The following is a 15,761-nucleotide window of genomic DNA, read 5'->3' as shown; positions in this document are numbered from 1 at the left end:
CGGACGCGTACGCGGAAGAGGCCGTCGGCGACCGAAGGGACTCCCGTCAAGTCACGTCGCGTCAACCGGCCTCCGGATCTGCCGAAATGAGGTGCGACACGAGGTCGCACGAAGTGAGTGAGTACGTCGATTGGAGGTCGGGTTTGATGCCCGAGACGTAGCTCCCGGTCAGTATCTGAGATCGGTCCCCGCCCTGACGTGCGTGGCGAGTGATTGCCGGGTGCGGAGCTCAGGGAAAAGCCCAAGGGCGCCCATTCCGACTGGGTGTTACAGGTGAGGGGAAGGCCGAAAGGGTGAATATGGTGAACCCTCGTTGATGCCTCGTCACGGCAACTCTCCGGGTCGGACAGTAGTGCCGGGGAGACAAAGAGGCTGGCCGCTGGAAGTCGGCAGACGACGACCGAGGACTCTTCGACGGTCGTGTGGATACCGTCGCCTCCGGGGTTAAGAGGGCACCCGACCCGGCCGTGTCTCACGCGTGTGGAACGTGGAAACCCCGTTACGGTCCGCAGGATTTTCTGTGGTAGGCCGACCGTGAGGAGAGTTTAACTCCGTGATGGGAACAGGATGCCCAAGAAGCGAATGCCGGTGACTGAAAGGTGACAGGAAAACGGCGGCATCAACGACCGGTCCTCCGACCGGCCGTCGTCGTATAACTGGCCGGATATCGGGCCTGGTGCCCGGCTGCGAAAGCAGGCTGACGTGTGGCGGGTGAGTCTTTGACGACGAAGCACCGGAACCACCGGAACCGAAGGACAAGTTAGACACAGATGACGGCTTTTGCTTTCGATGTTGCGATGGCGGCCCTCGGAGTGAACGGACCTGAGGACGACTCACCGAACTGGGACAACGTCGCCTGGCGACGCCACGAGGAGAACGTACGGCGGCTACGAGGCAGGATCTTCAAGGCGACGAAGGACGGGGACTGGCCCCAGGTCAGGAACCTGCAGAAACTGATGCTGCGCAGCTGGTCCAACACGCTGGTCAGCGTGCGCCAGGTCGCGCAGCACAACGCTGGACGCGCGACGGCGGGCATCGACGGGCAGGTCGCGTTGACCTCCCCGGCACGCATGGACCTGGCGGAGCAGACACATCGCACCGCACAGTCGTTCATGCCGCTCGCGGTCAAGCGGGTATACATTCCGAAAGCCAATGGGAAACAGCGCCCGCTCGGCATTCCTGTCATCTCGGACCGCGTCCACCAGGCGCGGCACCGTAACGCCCTGGAACCCGAATGGGAGGCCAGGTTCGAGCCCAAGAGTTACGGGTTCCGGCCGGGCCGCAGCTGCCAGGACGCGATCCAAGTCATTCATGTGACGGCGTGCGGCGCGACCGCGCAACGCCTGTGGGTGCTGGACGCGGACCTCACCGCAGCATTCGACAAAATCGACCACGACCGTCTCCTCGCCACCATCGGGAATTTCCCCGGCCGGACCAAAATCCGGGGCTGGTTGAAAGCGGGCGTATTCGAGAAAGGTAAGGGATTTACCCCCACTGACGCGGGAACTCCGCAAGGCGGGGTCATTAGTCCCCTGCTGTTGAATATTGCATTGCATGGGTTGGAAGAGGCGGCAGGAGTCCGCAAAGAACGCAGCGATCCGCAGCGAACAAAACGTGGCTCCCCTTCGCTGATCAGATACGCCGATGACATGGTCGCCCTCTGCTACTCCAAGCAGCAGGCCGAAGACGTCAAAACGCGGCTCGCCGCATGGCTGGCACCGAGAGGTCTGACCTTCAACGAGGACAAGACGAGAATCGTCCACCTCGACGACGGGTTCGACTTCCTCGGGTTCACCGCCCGCCGACGCAACGGCAAGCTCCTGATGAAACCCAGCAAGGCCGCCGTCAAACGAGTCAGGCATCGCCTGTCCGCCGAGTTCCGGGCCCTGCGCGGCACGAACCCGGCGACAGTCCTCGCGAAGATCAATCCGATCGTGCGGGGCTGGGCGAACTACTACCGAGGGGCCGCATCGTCCATCGTGTTCGCAGCGCTGGACGTGCACCTGTGGCGGCTCACCTACAAGTGGGCCTGCCACAGCCATCCCCACAAGCCGAGACCCTGGATCGTCAACAGGTACTTCGGCCGGTACAACCCGGACAGGCAGGACCGCTGGGTGTTCGGCGACCGCAACAGCGGCGCCTACCTCCCCAAGTTCGCCTGGACGAAGATCGTCCGGCACCGGCTGGTCCGCGGGAACGCGTCTCCGGACGACCCCGCCCAGGCCGGCTACTGGGCCGAACGGCGCAGCAAGAACCAACCGCTACTCGACCGCAGAACCCTGCACCTGCTCCGCAGGCAGCACGGAACCTGCCCGATCTGCGGAGAGCTACTGCTGCACGCCGACCGCGAGCCACAAAGCCCACGCGAGTGGGAACAGTGGCACCGCACCGCCCGCAAGGCGATAACCAGACAAATCATCGCCGTCTACGGGAACGGCCTATCGGACGACGCCCGACTCGTTCACTCCTTCTGCCTCCGCCGAACCACCGGCGGACAGCAGGAACCAGCACCTCTGAACTCCTGAAATCGCCCGAGTGGCTTGCTTGAGCCGTGTGCCGCGACGAGTTGCACGCACGGTTCTGAGGGGGCCCCGGCGCAGCAATGCGTCGGGGCTACCCGACTACCTGCGCGTAGCGAAATCGAGGGGACCCGAGAATGCTTGCCCTCGCTCGGCGCTTGCGCTGGTCAATTGAACCACCAGACCGTCTGCAGGCCCGCTCGCTGAATGGCTTGCTCCGCTTCGGAAACCGAGTGGCTGGCAACTACAACGAGGACGCCTCCGGTACCCGGCCGATCGCGGGCGAGAGCCGCCGCCACACGGGAGGCAGGCTGCAACAGGCGACCGTTGTCACCCAACGACGGGTAAGTATCGGCGACCGCCACGAGGGTTCCGCGCTCACCGGTCAGAGTTCCATAAAGTGCGACGAAGTGCCCCACCTGCCACTCTGGAGGTGGCCCGTCGGAGTCATCGCCGGTGTTCAGATAGTGTTCCAGGGCTGTCGCACTTTGACTTCCCCAAAGCCGGGCGGTGTCGACATTTGCGATTACCGTCGCCGGAACCTTCAGGGTTCAGCAACGTGGCGACGGACTCCGCCGTCCAGGTCCCCGATGCCGGGATACAGCACAACGGGGACATCTCTTCGATCGCCTTGCCGAGGCGAAACGCCTGCGTCCCTGCTTCCCAAGGGCTCGCCGCCTGATCCAGTCGCCGCGTCGCGAGCGGATCCACCGGATGAGGGCTCTCGCCAGGTGGCCTCCCACCGGGCAGATCGCGCGGCCACAGTGCGCTGCGCGCTGCCTTCGCCAAATCGATGACCGAGCCGGTACCACCGTAGGCCACGGCAGTTCCTGCGGCTATTGCCAGACTGCCCAGAAATGGGCCGCAGAGTTGGTCCGGCTGCGGCAGTGCACGAGCGTGTTCGTGCAGAAATCGGTCTGCGCCGGGAAGTAGCCGCACTCGGGCGAGTAGGCCAGCCAGATCAGACACGATCGATACCTCCGATGAGGGGTTAAGCGGGATTCCTCTCCGCAGATCATGGAGCGTACGCTTTTGAAGAATCATCACCTTCCGTGATCTGTGCGCTACGCGGCGTTGCTGTTTGGCCGACGCGGCCAGCGCGCGGACACGGCCGATGAGAGCGCGTTCAAAATGGCGGTTCGTCGACTCTCCACAGATCGGCGAACTGATATATAGGGTGCCGATAGCGCCATCTCGCGTCATTTGAAGGCGAATGCGGTTTCCGGCGAGGCCCACTTCAGGACTCATATGTTATGGAACGCCAGGCGGAGAAGGCCCACTCGGCGTTGTCGGTGTCCTCGCTGTGGAACCGGGTCACCAGATATCGAGTTGAGTCAGTGCCGGTGAAGCTATAGCCCCAAAGGGCGTACCGAAGACCTTCGCCGGGGTCGCGGTAGAACCACGCGGCTCGCACGCCGACCCCGTTGCTACCGCCCTCGCTGACCTTGCCGGTTGGGTTCAGCGGCAGTTCGCGCTCAATGTCGGCAAGGACATCGAGGGTTGTCGCGCAGCGGTAGTCATCCCCTGGGAAAGCACGCATGCTCTTGCCGGCAGCGCGCCAGGCGGCCATCGCACCATCCGTGTGGTCTTCACGCCATTCCTTCGGAAGCTGGATAGACCAGCCGTCACCGAGCGACCTTCGCATGTTTCGAGTGTGCCAGCGGTTTGGATCGGTTTGCACAACTGCCCCAGAGGACGCGCGCTGGGTCCCGTCGCTGCCCGCGCCCAACGCGGGCGGCCCTTGACGAAGGGCCGAGGCCAGGAGCCGTCGGGTTCAACAGGCGAGCCCGGGAAACGGGCCCGGATCGATCCAGGCCCGTTTCCCGACCCGGCACCTGTCTTCGGCGCCGACGTCTTTACCGCGGTACAGCCAGGGGGCTTACCGGAAAGTCCACGTCTGCCCCCATGCCCAGACGTCATATTGACCGTCAATCGCAATCTGCCCCCGTGACTGTTGATTATCCAAATAGTCAATGATCACTCGGTCTCCCCAGCAAGTCATCTTCTTGCCTGCCCCGAGCAATATCGTCGGGCAACTGTCCGCCGGGGCCTTCAGGGAGCCTTCGCTCCACAAAGTCAGCCAAGCCTGAACGTAGTGTCCGGTTGACGTGTGATTGGAGATCAGCACATAGGGCTTGGCCGCGGTGGCAAGGGGATTGGTCGATTCGAGTACGGCGATCGAGCAAGCCTGCCAGTACACACCCGCGACCGGCGACTCCCGCGTCGCACCGCAGTGACTTGCGAAGTAGCTTTCGTTCCATCCTCCGGCCAAAGCCGGATTGCCCAGACCTACTATCGCGAACAGAACGACGCCGACCATGATGGCGGAGCGCCGAGCCCAGGATTTTATGACCGTCATCCTCACCCCTACTTTGACTGGCTGACCGGGACACTCACCATCGACCCTCCGCAGAATGACCGGGTCGACAGTTGATCCGCGAACCGAAGATCGTCGCCTGCACATATTTGCATACATCTCACCCTGGCGATAGGTGTCGGTCATTGCGTAAAATATTAGGTAATGTCGTGGTTGAGGCACGCCTGGTCATCTCCCACGTCGAGCTGTTCGGGTGGCCGGCCGCGCCCCAACCATCTCAGCGGCGTTCGATGTGCGCTCGACCTACTGGCCGGCCAGCCGCGAAACCGGTCCAGCCTTCCGCCCGGCGTACTGATCCGCCGGTGTGCGTGCCTGGCTCAGCCTCCGGAGGAGGTGTCGCCGCCGACGGTCGTGGAACCCCCGCTGGAGCGGCCGACGACATTGGTCTTCACCGTGCCGTTGGACACCGCGCCCGTGGCGGGCAGCTGGAACGCCCGCCGGCTCGCCCGGTCACCGGCCGGGAAGTAGTCGCCGCCATCAAGGTAGGTGCCGACCGGGTAGCCACGCGAGTACGTGGGGGAGTGCCAGATGAAGTAGAGGCCGCTGTCCTCCTCGGCGCAGGACTCCTCCTCGACGACCATGCCCTCCTCGTCGGCGCAGTAGAACACCGCCTGGTCCATGGGCTCCTCGGTGGGCGCGATCGTGACCGGCTTGGCCGCCGGCTTGACCGGAGCCGTCGTGGGCGCCGTGGTTACCGGCAGCTCGGAATCCTCCGCCTCGGCAGCGGCGTCGTAGGTGTAACCAGAGTTGTCCGCTGACTCCCACTCATCCGGCGAGGAGCTGTCGCAGGCCGCGGCGCCGCCGGCCGCCAGCGACAGGAACGTGGCCGTCAGAACGACCTGACGGGAGCTGATGCGCCGGCTTCTCACCGAGCGGACTCGCTGATCAAACTCATGGCTGCAGGCTAGTTGGCCAGCGCCAACCCACGCGATCTGCCGCTAACGGGCGGCGCAGGCGCGAGCCACCGACGACGATGTCACACACCGTGACGGGAGCGGGCCGGGTTCGGCATCCGACTTGCGGTGACATGCCGGTGAAGCAGACGCGCGAGGGCGGCGGCGTCACTACGACCGATCATGGCGGCGACGGTACTTCACCAGCGTGCGAGCCGTTGAAACGCGGCTGTCCGCGCCGTCGTTACGTCGGGGCCGGGGCGTTCAGCCGATCGTCAGTAGTGCTTCGGTCGTGTCGATGACGGCGGGGACGCCGATGGGGACCGGCGGTCGTCCGGGGCCGATCAGCAGGTCGGCCAGCACCGGTACGCCGAGGGCGTGCAGGTGGTCGGTGAGGACGTCGTCGAGGTTCCAGTCGCGGTCGACGAGGCCGTCGAAGCCGGTGAAGTGGCCGACCGCTATGCCGCGGATGCCCTGGAGGGCGCCCGCACGGATCAGGTGGGTCAGTTGCCGGTCGACTTGGCCCAGGCCTTGGGTGCGTTCGCCGGTGAGCAGCAGGATCGCGCCGTCGAGGCGGGGCAGGCCCGCGCCGAGCATCGCCCGCAGCGCGCCGAGGCTGCCACCGAGCAGAACACCCCGGGCTCGGCCGGGCACCCAGCACTCGCCCGTGAGCCGCAGCGGGCTGGGCTGGACTTCTCCGTCACCGTGGTAGCCGACCAGGCCGCACTCACGCCATAGTTCCAGGTGGACGAAGGTGGCGCCGCCCGTACCGATGATCGGTTTGGGGTCGGCGCGTACGGCATCGAGGTCGAGACCGTCGAGCAGGCGGTGATCGCCGTCGTCGAGGACGACCGCCCGGACCGCCGGGTCGCGCAGGGCCTGGTTGAGCAGGGTGGTGTTCATCAGCACACCGCCGAGTCGGCGGTCAGCCGGCCCGCGTCCGCGTCGAGCGTCGCCGCAACGCCCAGTGGAAGACACACCTGATCCGCACGATGTCCAAAGGGCAACCCGCCGAGAATCGGCACGCCGAGGCCGCCCAGACGTTCGCGGATGACGGTCGCGGCCTGGTCGGGGCCCGGATCGGCAACGCTCGGGTCGAGCCCGGTGAGATCACCGATGGCGACACCGCGGATCCCGTCGAGCAGCCCGGCCCGCAGCATGCCCCAGAGCATCCGGTCGAAATGCGGGTTCTGCGGACCTTCGAGGCAGAGGATCACGCCATCGAGACGCGGCAGCCCGGCACCGAGAAAGTTGCTCAGCGCACCGGCGTTTCCGCCGACGAGGATCCCCGTCGCCCGGCCCGGGACGGTCACCGGGGAAGGTTCGGCACGCAGAGTGAGCGGGCCGGTGTCGAACAGCAGCTGCCGGCACGACTCGTCGGTGCGGCCGCCGGTGCCCACGCAGCCGTGGACTCCGGCCAGGCCGGTCGCCGTCCACAGGGCGATGTGCAGATTGGTGATGTCGCTGAACCCCACGACCGGCTTCGGGTCGGCGCGGACCGCGGCCAGGTCCAGGCCGTCCACGATCCGGTACGCCCCTGCGCCGCCGGTAGCCGCGACGACCGCCCGCACCCCGGGATCGCGTAGGGCATCGTTGACATCGGCAAGCCGGTCCTCGTCGCGGCCGGCCAGGAAACCACGCCGGTCGAGGGCATGCCTACCGAGCTCGGGCCGCAACCCCCAACCCGCCAGCGTCGCCACGACCTGCTCGGCCCACTCCGCGCCGGGGAAACTGGCCGGCGACACGACACGGACCCGATCACCTGGTCGCAGCCTCGGCCCTCGCACCCGCCGGAGACTATCCGCCGCGACCTCGCCACTGCCACCCACCCGCCGACCGCAGCCGCTCACCCGCGTGGGAGCCGGTCAACTGGCGGTGCCGGTGCCCCGGATCGGCTGGGTGGCGGGGGCGGTGCGCTGGAGGACGATGATGCGGCCGCCGTTGTAGACCTGGCGGAAGCCCATCTGGTCGAGCTGTTTCATGATCTGGGGGATCTCGGTGCGGCCGATCGGGCAGCTCGGGTTCCAGATGTCGACGACGGCCCAGTCGCCCTTGTCGACGTTCGAGCCGATCAGGGTCACCTCGTTGGTGGGCAGCAGCGGGATCAGCAGGTTGTTGCTGGCCCGTACGGTGACGCCCTTCGGGATGCGCTCCAGGGCGTCGGTGGCCTCCGCGACCACGGTGGCGTTGTTGAACGGGGCCGCTGTCCCCTCGTACCAATCGACGATTTTGTGATTTTGAAGGTCCTGGACGGCGAAGAAGATGAACACCGGTGCGGCGATGGCGGCCATGACGGTCGCGGTGCGGAACTGGTACCAGGGGCGTTTCGGTTCCTCGGCGGGTGTGCTGCGGGGCGCCATCGCCAGGTCGGGGTCGGGGCCCAGGCCGCGGGCCCGGTCGACGAGGCTGCCGATCCGGCGGAAGCCGTCGGCGACCGCGGCGAACAGGATCGGGATGAGCGGCATGTCGTAGTAGAGGTCGGAGGACCACTGGGTGTTGCGCGACGACAGCATCCGGCTCAGCATCACCGGCGCGATCATCAGGATCAGCGGGGACGCGAGCGCCGCGAAGCCGACCGGGATCAGCAGTTGTTCCCAGGTGGTGAGCTTGGCGGGCTCGTCGGTCATCAGGTTCAGGATCTCGAGCGGGTGCGTGATCATGTACGGGATGCCGGCGAAGATCCCGTCCGCGTGCAGGCTGGCCTGGTAGTCCTTGGCGTAGGTGAAGCCGCCCGGGTTGAGGTTCGGGATGATGAACTTGAGTGTCACCAGGAACCACGAGGCGCCCCAGGCGATCAGGAACCCGCCGTGCTTCCACCGCCGGTTGAGCAGCGCGTAGAGGCCGAGCATGGCGCACAGGAGGCCGCCGTCCTCCTTGACCGTGACGAGCGCCGCGAACAGGATCGTCGCCTGCGTCCACTTCCCGGCGAGCATCCGTTCCAGGCCCCAGGCCAGGAACAATGCGCCGAACATCACCTCGTGAACCGGGAAGGCGACGGTGCCGAAGACGGCATGACTGCACAGGTACGCGATGAGCATCCCGGTACCGACCGCGATGCCGTGGCGGCGGCGGAAGATGTGGTAGATCGGGATGCCGGACAGGCAGATCAGGACGATCTGGGCGTACACCAGGGTGATCGCCGAGTCATGGATCCACACCAGCGGCGCGAGCAGGGCGAAGACCGGTGAGAAGTGGTCGCCCAGCTGCACGTACCCCTTGATCGGCACCATCGGCCAGCCGCCGTGCGCCCAGCCCTGCACAGCCTGGTAGAAGATGCCCAGGTCACACGCGCCGACACTGAGGGCGTCGTATTGGGCCTGCGCCCACCGGGCGAACAGATAGATCGCCACCCCGACGATCCACCCGCAGGGGGACAGGAGCGTCCGGATCGCGGTGTCCCGCACTCTGATCAGCACGGATGCACAACCTAGTAGATCTCCTCGAGGCCGCTCGGCGGGGGCATGCAAGGGTTATCCCGCTTGCGTGGTTCGGCCGATATGTGTGGGCATATCACGACCGGAATGGGTCACCCGCGATCTACCCCTGTCTATCTACCGCTCAGTAGCGTCCGCTGGTGAAAGCCGTTAGGGGGACGACGGCTCCTTTCCAGAACCGACCGAAAGGGAACAGGGGACGTGAGACTCCGAACGATCTCCGGCGTGGGCACCCTCGCGCTGACCGTCACCACGCTCGCCGCCTTCGGCACGCCCGCCACGGCCGCCGAACCGACCGGCGCCATCCGGCAGGCGAACTCGCCCGACGCCATCGAGGGCAGCTACATCGTCGTGCTCAAGGACGGCACCACCAGCACCCTCGGCAGCCGGGCCGGGAAACTCGCCGGCAAGTACGACGGCGCCGTCGAAGAGGTGTACGCCAGGGTCCTCAAGGGCTTCGAGGCGCGCATCGACGCCGGTGACGCCGCCCGGCTGGCCGCCGACCCGGCCGTCGCCTACGTCGAGCAGAACCAGATCATCCGGCTGGCCGAGGGCACACAGACCGGCGCCACCTGGGGCCTCGACCGCATCGACCAGGAGAGCCTGCCGCTGTCGACCACCTACACCTACCCGAACACCGCGTCCGGCGTGCACGCCTACATCATCGACACCGGCATCCTGACCACGCACGGCCAGTTCGGCGGGCGCGCGGTCAGCGGCTACGACTTCGTCGACAGCGACAGCGACGCCACCGACTGCAACGGCCACGGCACGCACGTCGCCGGGACGGTCGGCGGATCGACGTACGGCGTGGCCAAGGCGGTGCAGCTGGTCGGCGTCCGGGTCCTCGACTGCGACGGCAGCGGCACCACGGCCGGCGTCATCTCCGGCGTCAACTGGGTGACCAGCAACGCGATCAAGCCGGCGGTCGCCAACATGAGCCTCGGCGGCAGCGCCAGCACCACCCTCGACACGGCGGTCGCCAACTCGATCGCGGCCGGCATCACGTACGGCGTCGCGGCCGGCAACGACAACGCGAACGCCTCCTCCTACTCCCCGGCCCGGGTCGCCAGCGCCATCACCGTCGGCGCCACCACCAGCACCGACGCCCGCGCCAGCTACTCCAACTACGGCAGCAGCCTGGACATCTTCGCGCCGGGCTCGTCGATCACCTCCGCCTGGTACACCAGCACCACGGCGACAAGCACCATCAGCGGTACGTCGATGGCCACCCCGCACGTCGTCGGCGCCGCCGCCCTCGTACTCCAGGACAACCCGTCCTACACCCCCGCACAGGTCGCCTCGGCGCTCACCTCCAACGCGGTCAGCGGCAAGGTCACCAGCGCCGGAACCGGCTCACCCAACCTGCTGCTCCAGGTCGGCGACAGCGGTGACGGCGGGGGCGAGACCCCGGCGGGATGCACCGGCACCAACGGTACGGACGTCGCGATCCCGGACGCCGGATCCGCGGTGACCAGCTCCATCACCATCTCCGGTTGCGGCCGGTCCGCCTCCTCCACCTCCACCGTGGCGGTCGACATCACCCACACGTACCGGGGTGACCTGGTCGTCACCCTGGTCGCGCCGGACGCCTCCACCTACACCCTGAAGAGCAGCAGCAGCTCGGACAGCGCCGACAACGTGCAGACCACCTACACGGCGAACCTGTCCAGCGAGGCGGCCGACGGCACCTGGCAGCTGCGGGTGCAGGACGTCTACTCGTCCGACACCGGCACCATCGGCTCCTGGACCCTGACGGTCTGATCTCCCCACGTTCACCGAACGGCTCGGCGGGTGTTCGCCGGGCCGTTCCCTTCCGGGTGACAGACTCTGCTGTATGGGGTTGTTCACGCTCGCGGAAGCACGTACCGAACTGGCCCGGCTGCGCCCGGTCCTCGACGAGGTCATCACCCTGCGCGCCGACATGGTCGAGCTGTCCGCAGCCCTGGTCCCCGGTGGCGAGCCGACCAGGCTGGGCGGGCTGCCGGAGCGCAAGGCCGCCGAGGCCCGCCTCAACGAGCTGATGACCGAGATCCAGGAGACCGGCGCCGAACTCAAGGGCGTCGCCCCGCTGCTGGTCGACTTCCCGGCCGACCTGGACGGCGTCCCGGTCCTGCTGTGCTGGCTCGAAGGCGACACCGACATCACCTGGTACCACCGCGCCGACCTCGGCTTCGCCGGCCGCCGCCCGCTTCCGGACGACGCCGCCTGAGACAGGAATCGCCGACGTGGCATGGCGGGTGTCGGTTCAGCCGTTCTCGGTGAATCCGGCGATCTGTCGCAGCCGGGTGCGAACGATCGCCGCCTTGCCGTCCTCGCCGAGCTTGGCCAGGACGTTGGCGAACACCAGTCCGGCCCGGAACGACAATGCCTCGAATTCGTCCGGTGTCCGTGCCATCAAGAGTTTGTAGATCCGAAGCGATTCGATCGCGCAGCTCAAGGCCTGGCGTAGATTCCTCTGCGCCATCGTGCACAGGTCCGCATACGTCATCAACGATTTCGCGAGATCGGCAAGGTGGGCCTCCGGATTCTGCCGTGCCAGCCCGCGGATGATGTCAGTCGCCTCGTCCGCCACGGCAAGTGCCATGGGCCAGTCGCCCTGGTGGCTGAGCCGCTGGCCGAGGATGTGCAACGAAGTCGTGAGGAGCGGCAAGTGGGCACCGGGGTCGTCGGTGGCCAACCGCCGGGAGATCGTGGTGGCCTCTCGAGCCGTTGCCAGGGCCTGTCGGCGCAGACCGATCCGGACCTGTGAGTTGCTGAGGTTGCACAACGACTGTGCGAGGTCAGAGAGATGCGGCACGGGATTCGCGGTGACCAGGTCACGGTGGATCGCCGCGGCCTCCTGAGCCGCCGCTAGCGATTCCGCCACACGATCCGTCTCCAGGTACTGGACGCTGAGATTGCTCAGCGATACCGCCAGAGCCTGCAGGTGGACGGCAGGATGGCTTTCGGCGAGACGCCGCTGAATGGCGTTCGATTCCTCGACCAGCGTGATCGCTCGTTCGTGATCGCCCAGCCGTGAGACGAACAGCCCCAGATTGGCCAGCGATGCCGCCAGGCCGGGTAGGTGGGAGCCGGGGCGGAGATCGGCCAGACGCCGCCGGATGGCCAGCGCCTCCTCCGCCGCGGCCACCGCCTCGTCAGACCGGCCCTGAGCCGCGAGATGTGCCCCGAGATTGTTCAGCGACAGCGCCAGTTGTTCGAGGTAGACGCCGGGGTTGTTGTCGGCGAGCCGTCGGTAGATCTCCGCTGCTTCACCGGACGCGGAAACGGCCCGCTCTCGGTTACCCAGTGCGAAGAGCGTGTTGCCGAGGTTGGTGAGGCACAGGGCGAGATCGGGCAGGTGAGTGGCTGGGGCGATGGTGGCCAGTTCGCGGCAGAGCGCCGTGGCCGTCTCCGCCGGTGACACCGCCTCCGCACTACGGCCCAGGCGTGACAAGCGGTTGCCGAGATTGTTCATCGACATGGCGAGGTCGGAAAGGTAGGTGTCGGGGTCGTCGTCGGCGAGCCGGCGACAGACCGCGACGGCTTCCTCCGTCGCGGCGAGGGCCCCGTCAAGGCGGCCCACCTCGGTCAGGCGATTACCGAGGCCGATCAGCGAGGCGGCCAGATCGGGCAGGTGGGTGCCGGGATCGTCGGAGGCCAGACCGCGGAAGATGGAGACGCCTTCCTCCGCTGCGGTGAGAGCCTCTGTGAGGCGGCTCAGCCGTGCCATCTGGTTGCTGAGATTGACCAGTGAGCCCCCGAGATCGGCCGCATGTTCCGCCGGGTTCTCCGCGGCGAGGTCGAGATAGCCGGCGGTGGCCTGCTCCGCGGCGGCCAGGGCCTCGTCGTGCCGTCCGGCATTGTCCAGTCGCCACGAGTGTTCGGCGTGGAGGGCGGCGCATATCGAGGGGTCGCTGGCGTGGGCGAGGCGGTGGCGGGTCAGGTGGCTGCTGATCGAGGCGGCGGCAAGATCGAAGTCGGCGTGCCGTTCGAGTGGCAGATGCGGCTCGAGGGCCTCGAGGACGGACACGTCGATCTCTGGGATCGATACGAGGCGGGCCAAGGTGGCGCCGCCCGTGGAAGTGATCAGCTCGGGATGACGGCGTATGAGGGGGTACAGCACGTCGTCGGCGATGTGCGGCCACCGGTGAGCCGCTTCCACCAGAGTGTTGATCATGCCGATGATCCATCCGGTTGGATCTCCGCCTTCCAGGAGGGCTCCGGGGGCGGTCAGGGTCCAGTCGTCGGTGAGAAGGGCGAGATCGTCGTCGAGGTCGTGACCGGGTGTGGACAGGGCCAGGAAGTCCTCGGCCAGGCGGTCGGGGAGCAGTGGTTCCAGGACGGTGCGCCTGTCGGCCGGGGGATAGCAGATCTTGTGGTCGTCGATGAGCTGGTCGGCGGTGGGCGGGTCGCCGGCCAGGGCGACCTGGATGAGGGCCTGCCGGGCGTCGGGGCGGGGGAGTGACCCGGCCAGGACGGCGACGTAGGCGGTGCGCTGCATGGCGGTGGGCGCGGTGGTCAGCGGGTTTTCGCGCCGGGCGTGCAGTTCCTGCCAGTGGGCCTGTTCGCGGCCGAGCAGGTAGGCCGAGACGGCATGCGGATGTGCGGGCGGGTCGCTGCCGTGGCGGTGGGCGTCGACGGCCGCCAAGGCGGCCATGTGCACGGCCAGGACCTGCGCGAATCCGGGAGCGGTCAGATCGGGGGCGGGCCACGGTCCGGGGTACGCCGGATGCAGCGCCTTGCCGAAGTGGGCCGCGGCCGTGGTGAACAGGGCGAGGCGGTCGTCGTCGCTGTCGGCGGCCAGGGCGGGGAGAGCGGCCGAGGAGGTTTCGACGCCGTCGGACTCGGCCTGTTTGGCGACCGCCTGCCACCAGTAGCCGGAGGAGCGGGACAGCAGCAGCACCCGTACGGTCGTGCCGGCCCGGGCGTGGAGTTGCCGCAACTGGGTGAGCAGGGCCTGTAGCGCTGAGACGGGCCAGCGGTCGGCGTAGTCGACGACTGCCAGCAAGGCACCGCTGGGCAGATCGACGCGGGAGCCGGGGACCGGTGTCGCGGTGTGGGTGACCGCCCACACCGTCCAGCCCGAGGTGGCGCATTGTTTCGTCACCTCGGCGGCCAGGCGGGTTTTGCCCTGGCCGCCGGCGGCGTGTATCAGGCGGGCCGCCACCGGATCGGGGCCGGTGATCCACGTGCCGAGTTCGTCGAGGGTGCGGGTGCGGCCGGTGAACGGCACGACCTGGTGGCGGGCCAGCAGCAGTCGGCTCGGCTGGGCTCGGGCCCGGTCGGCGGTGAGTTCGGCGGCCTCGACGATGGCCGGAGCGACCCGGTACGGCCGTGGGGACGGGTTGACCGTTACGTCACCGCCGACGTCCGTGATCTGGACGACGTCGCCGAAGACGACGCTGCCGGTCACCACCTGGCCGGACGGTCGCGGTCGCCATCGACGAAGCATGCGGCCCATTGTGGACCCTGCCGGCCGGACCGCCCATACGAAAGCCCGGCCCGGCAGCTCAGCCCGGCGGGCGCGGCACAGGCGTGAGTGGGCAGCGCCTCGCGGGGTGGCCACGGTTCTGTTCGCCGCCCGTACGAAATAGGGGGGAAGGTCTTGCTGCGCTCTGGGTGAGAGATAAGTGGGGGTTTCTGCTTGACGCGGCGGTTCAGTGCGATGAAGGGGTGCCGGGGTTTTGCCGAGCTCCGGACCGCAAGGGGGCCGGCCGGCGGCCGTGTGTGGGATCGGCCGCCGGTGGGGGCGGTCTCAGCCGTGATATGTCAGCGAGATCACGTCCCGGCGGCGCTGGCCGAGATACCAGTCGCTCGACTCGGTCGGGTCGAAAGTGTGCCGGAGCAGGCCCTTCTCGCCCATCGGCAGCTCGGCCAACACCTCACCGCGCGGAGAGACGATCATGCTCGGGCAATGCTGCGCCGGATCGGGGATGTTTGCGGAAAGCACGAAACGCTGGTTCTCGGCGGCCCGGCTGACCAGGTGGGAACGCCAGACACCGTCCGGCTCGCGCGGATTCGTGGCGTTGGTCAGATAGACCAGGAAACGCGCGCCGGCGGCGGCCAGATGCTGCCACTGCTCCGGGAAACGGATCTCCCGGCACAGCTGGATCGCCGCGGTGACACCGTGCACGGTCGTCGTCTCCAGGCGGTCACCCGCCGTCATTCGGTCGCGCTCGTTCATCGCCAGATTGATCTTCCGGTAGACGTGCGGCGGGCGGTCGGGGGAGAGATGCAGGGCGGCGTTCGACCAGCCCCGCTCCTCGGGCAGCACGGACCCGCAGAACACGTGCGCCTTCCTCTCCCGGGCCAGGCCGGCGGCCTGATCGACAGCGTCGCGGACCTCCACGGGATCGAGCGTGTCCAATGGCGACAGGTCCTCGGCATAGCCGGAGAGCATCCCCTCCGGGAACAGGACCACGTCGCCGGGCCGGGCCTCGGCCAGGACCTCACGGTAGGTAGCCAGATTGGTGGCGACGTCCCAGACGGTGGGGACCTGGGCGATCAAGACGGACATCTGCACGCCGACATTCTGTCGTACCCGAGGTCTAAC

13 protein-coding genes are annotated in these 15,761 nt (G+C 67.5%); 3 read left to right on the top strand and 10 right to left on the bottom strand.

Annotated features, from left to right (window positions below):
• The first annotated feature begins 797 nt into the window (after positions 1–797).
• On the top strand, positions 798–2,525 hold the full coding sequence (gene ltrA, locus BJ964_RS40810) for a group II intron reverse transcriptase/maturase (protein WP_188125660.1): 1,728 nt from the start codon (positions 798–800) through the stop codon (positions 2,523–2,525).
• 161 nt (positions 2,526–2,686) lie between these two features.
• On the opposite strand, the gene BJ964_RS49640 is transcribed toward ltrA, so the two are convergent.
• From BJ964_RS49640 to BJ964_RS40780, 8 genes are all read right to left on the bottom strand, one after another.
• Complete coding sequence (locus BJ964_RS49640) at positions 2,687–3,046, bottom strand: DUF6885 family protein (RefSeq protein ID WP_407650862.1); 360 nt, start codon at positions 3,044–3,046, stop codon at positions 2,687–2,689.
• Positions 2,967–3,563: a DUF6885 family protein gene (locus tag BJ964_RS49635; protein ID WP_407650861.1), complete on the bottom strand. Its 597-nt coding sequence runs from the start codon at positions 3,561–3,563 to the stop codon at positions 2,967–2,969. The genes BJ964_RS49640 and BJ964_RS49635 overlap by 80 nt, the downstream gene beginning before the upstream one ends.
• A gap of 193 nt (positions 3,564–3,756) precedes the next feature.
• Positions 3,757–4,164, bottom strand: a complete 408-nt coding sequence (locus BJ964_RS40805) for a hypothetical protein (RefSeq protein ID WP_188125659.1) — start codon at positions 4,162–4,164, stop codon at positions 3,757–3,759.
• Between the two features lie 234 nt (positions 4,165–4,398).
• Positions 4,399–5,022 carry a hypothetical protein gene (locus tag BJ964_RS40800; RefSeq protein WP_188125658.1) on the bottom strand — a complete coding sequence of 208 codons (624 nt, stop codon included), beginning with the start codon at positions 5,020–5,022 and terminating at the stop codon, positions 4,399–4,401.
• 191 nt (positions 5,023–5,213) lie between these two features.
• Positions 5,214–5,765, bottom strand: a complete 552-nt coding sequence (locus tag BJ964_RS40795; protein WP_188125657.1) for a hypothetical protein — start codon at positions 5,763–5,765, stop codon at positions 5,214–5,216.
• Between the two features lie 288 nt (positions 5,766–6,053).
• The gene (locus BJ964_RS40790; protein ID WP_188125656.1) at positions 6,054–6,692 is read right to left on the bottom strand and encodes an LD-carboxypeptidase; all 639 of its coding nucleotides are present in this window, start codon (positions 6,690–6,692) and stop codon (positions 6,054–6,056) included.
• Entirely contained in the window at positions 6,692–7,534 is an 843-nt protein-coding gene (locus BJ964_RS40785; protein WP_229807033.1) for a S66 peptidase family protein, read from the bottom strand. Before BJ964_RS40785 ends, BJ964_RS40790 begins: the two co-directional genes overlap by 1 nt.
• A gap of 120 nt (positions 7,535–7,654) precedes the next feature.
• On the bottom strand, positions 7,655–9,205 hold the full coding sequence (locus BJ964_RS40780; protein ID WP_188125654.1) for a DUF2079 domain-containing protein: 1,551 nt from the start codon (positions 9,203–9,205) through the stop codon (positions 7,655–7,657).
• A 219-nt stretch (positions 9,206–9,424) separates the two neighbouring features.
• Between BJ964_RS40780 and BJ964_RS40775 the strand changes: the two genes are divergently transcribed.
• Together BJ964_RS40775 and BJ964_RS40770 are read left to right on the top strand one after the other, a co-directional pair.
• Positions 9,425–10,987, top strand: coding sequence for a S8 family peptidase (locus BJ964_RS40775; RefSeq protein ID WP_407650821.1), 1,563 nt, complete (start codon positions 9,425–9,427; stop codon positions 10,985–10,987).
• Between the two features lie 73 nt (positions 10,988–11,060).
• Complete coding sequence (locus tag BJ964_RS40770; RefSeq protein WP_188125653.1) at positions 11,061–11,435, top strand: DUF2203 domain-containing protein; 375 nt, start codon at positions 11,061–11,063, stop codon at positions 11,433–11,435.
• Positions 11,436–11,471: 36 nt separating this feature from the next.
• Here the strand turns inward: BJ964_RS40770 and BJ964_RS40765 are convergent, their stop codons facing one another.
• A complete protein-coding gene (locus BJ964_RS40765) occupies positions 11,472–14,660 on the bottom strand; it encodes a tetratricopeptide repeat protein (RefSeq protein ID WP_188125652.1) in 3,189 nt (1,062 codons plus the stop codon).
• A 303-nt stretch (positions 14,661–14,963) separates the two neighbouring features.
• The gene (locus tag BJ964_RS40760) at positions 14,964–15,725 is read right to left on the bottom strand and encodes a carbon-nitrogen hydrolase family protein (protein WP_188127442.1); all 762 of its coding nucleotides are present in this window, start codon (positions 15,723–15,725) and stop codon (positions 14,964–14,966) included.
• Positions 15,726–15,761 lie beyond the last annotated feature (36 nt).

This window comes from Actinoplanes lobatus (genome assembly GCF_014205215.1).
Lineage (GTDB): Bacteria > Actinomycetota > Actinomycetes > Mycobacteriales > Micromonosporaceae > Actinoplanes > Actinoplanes lobatus.
Note: the sequence above shows the minus strand (reverse complement) of the source record. Positions and strands in the feature narration are given on the sequence as shown.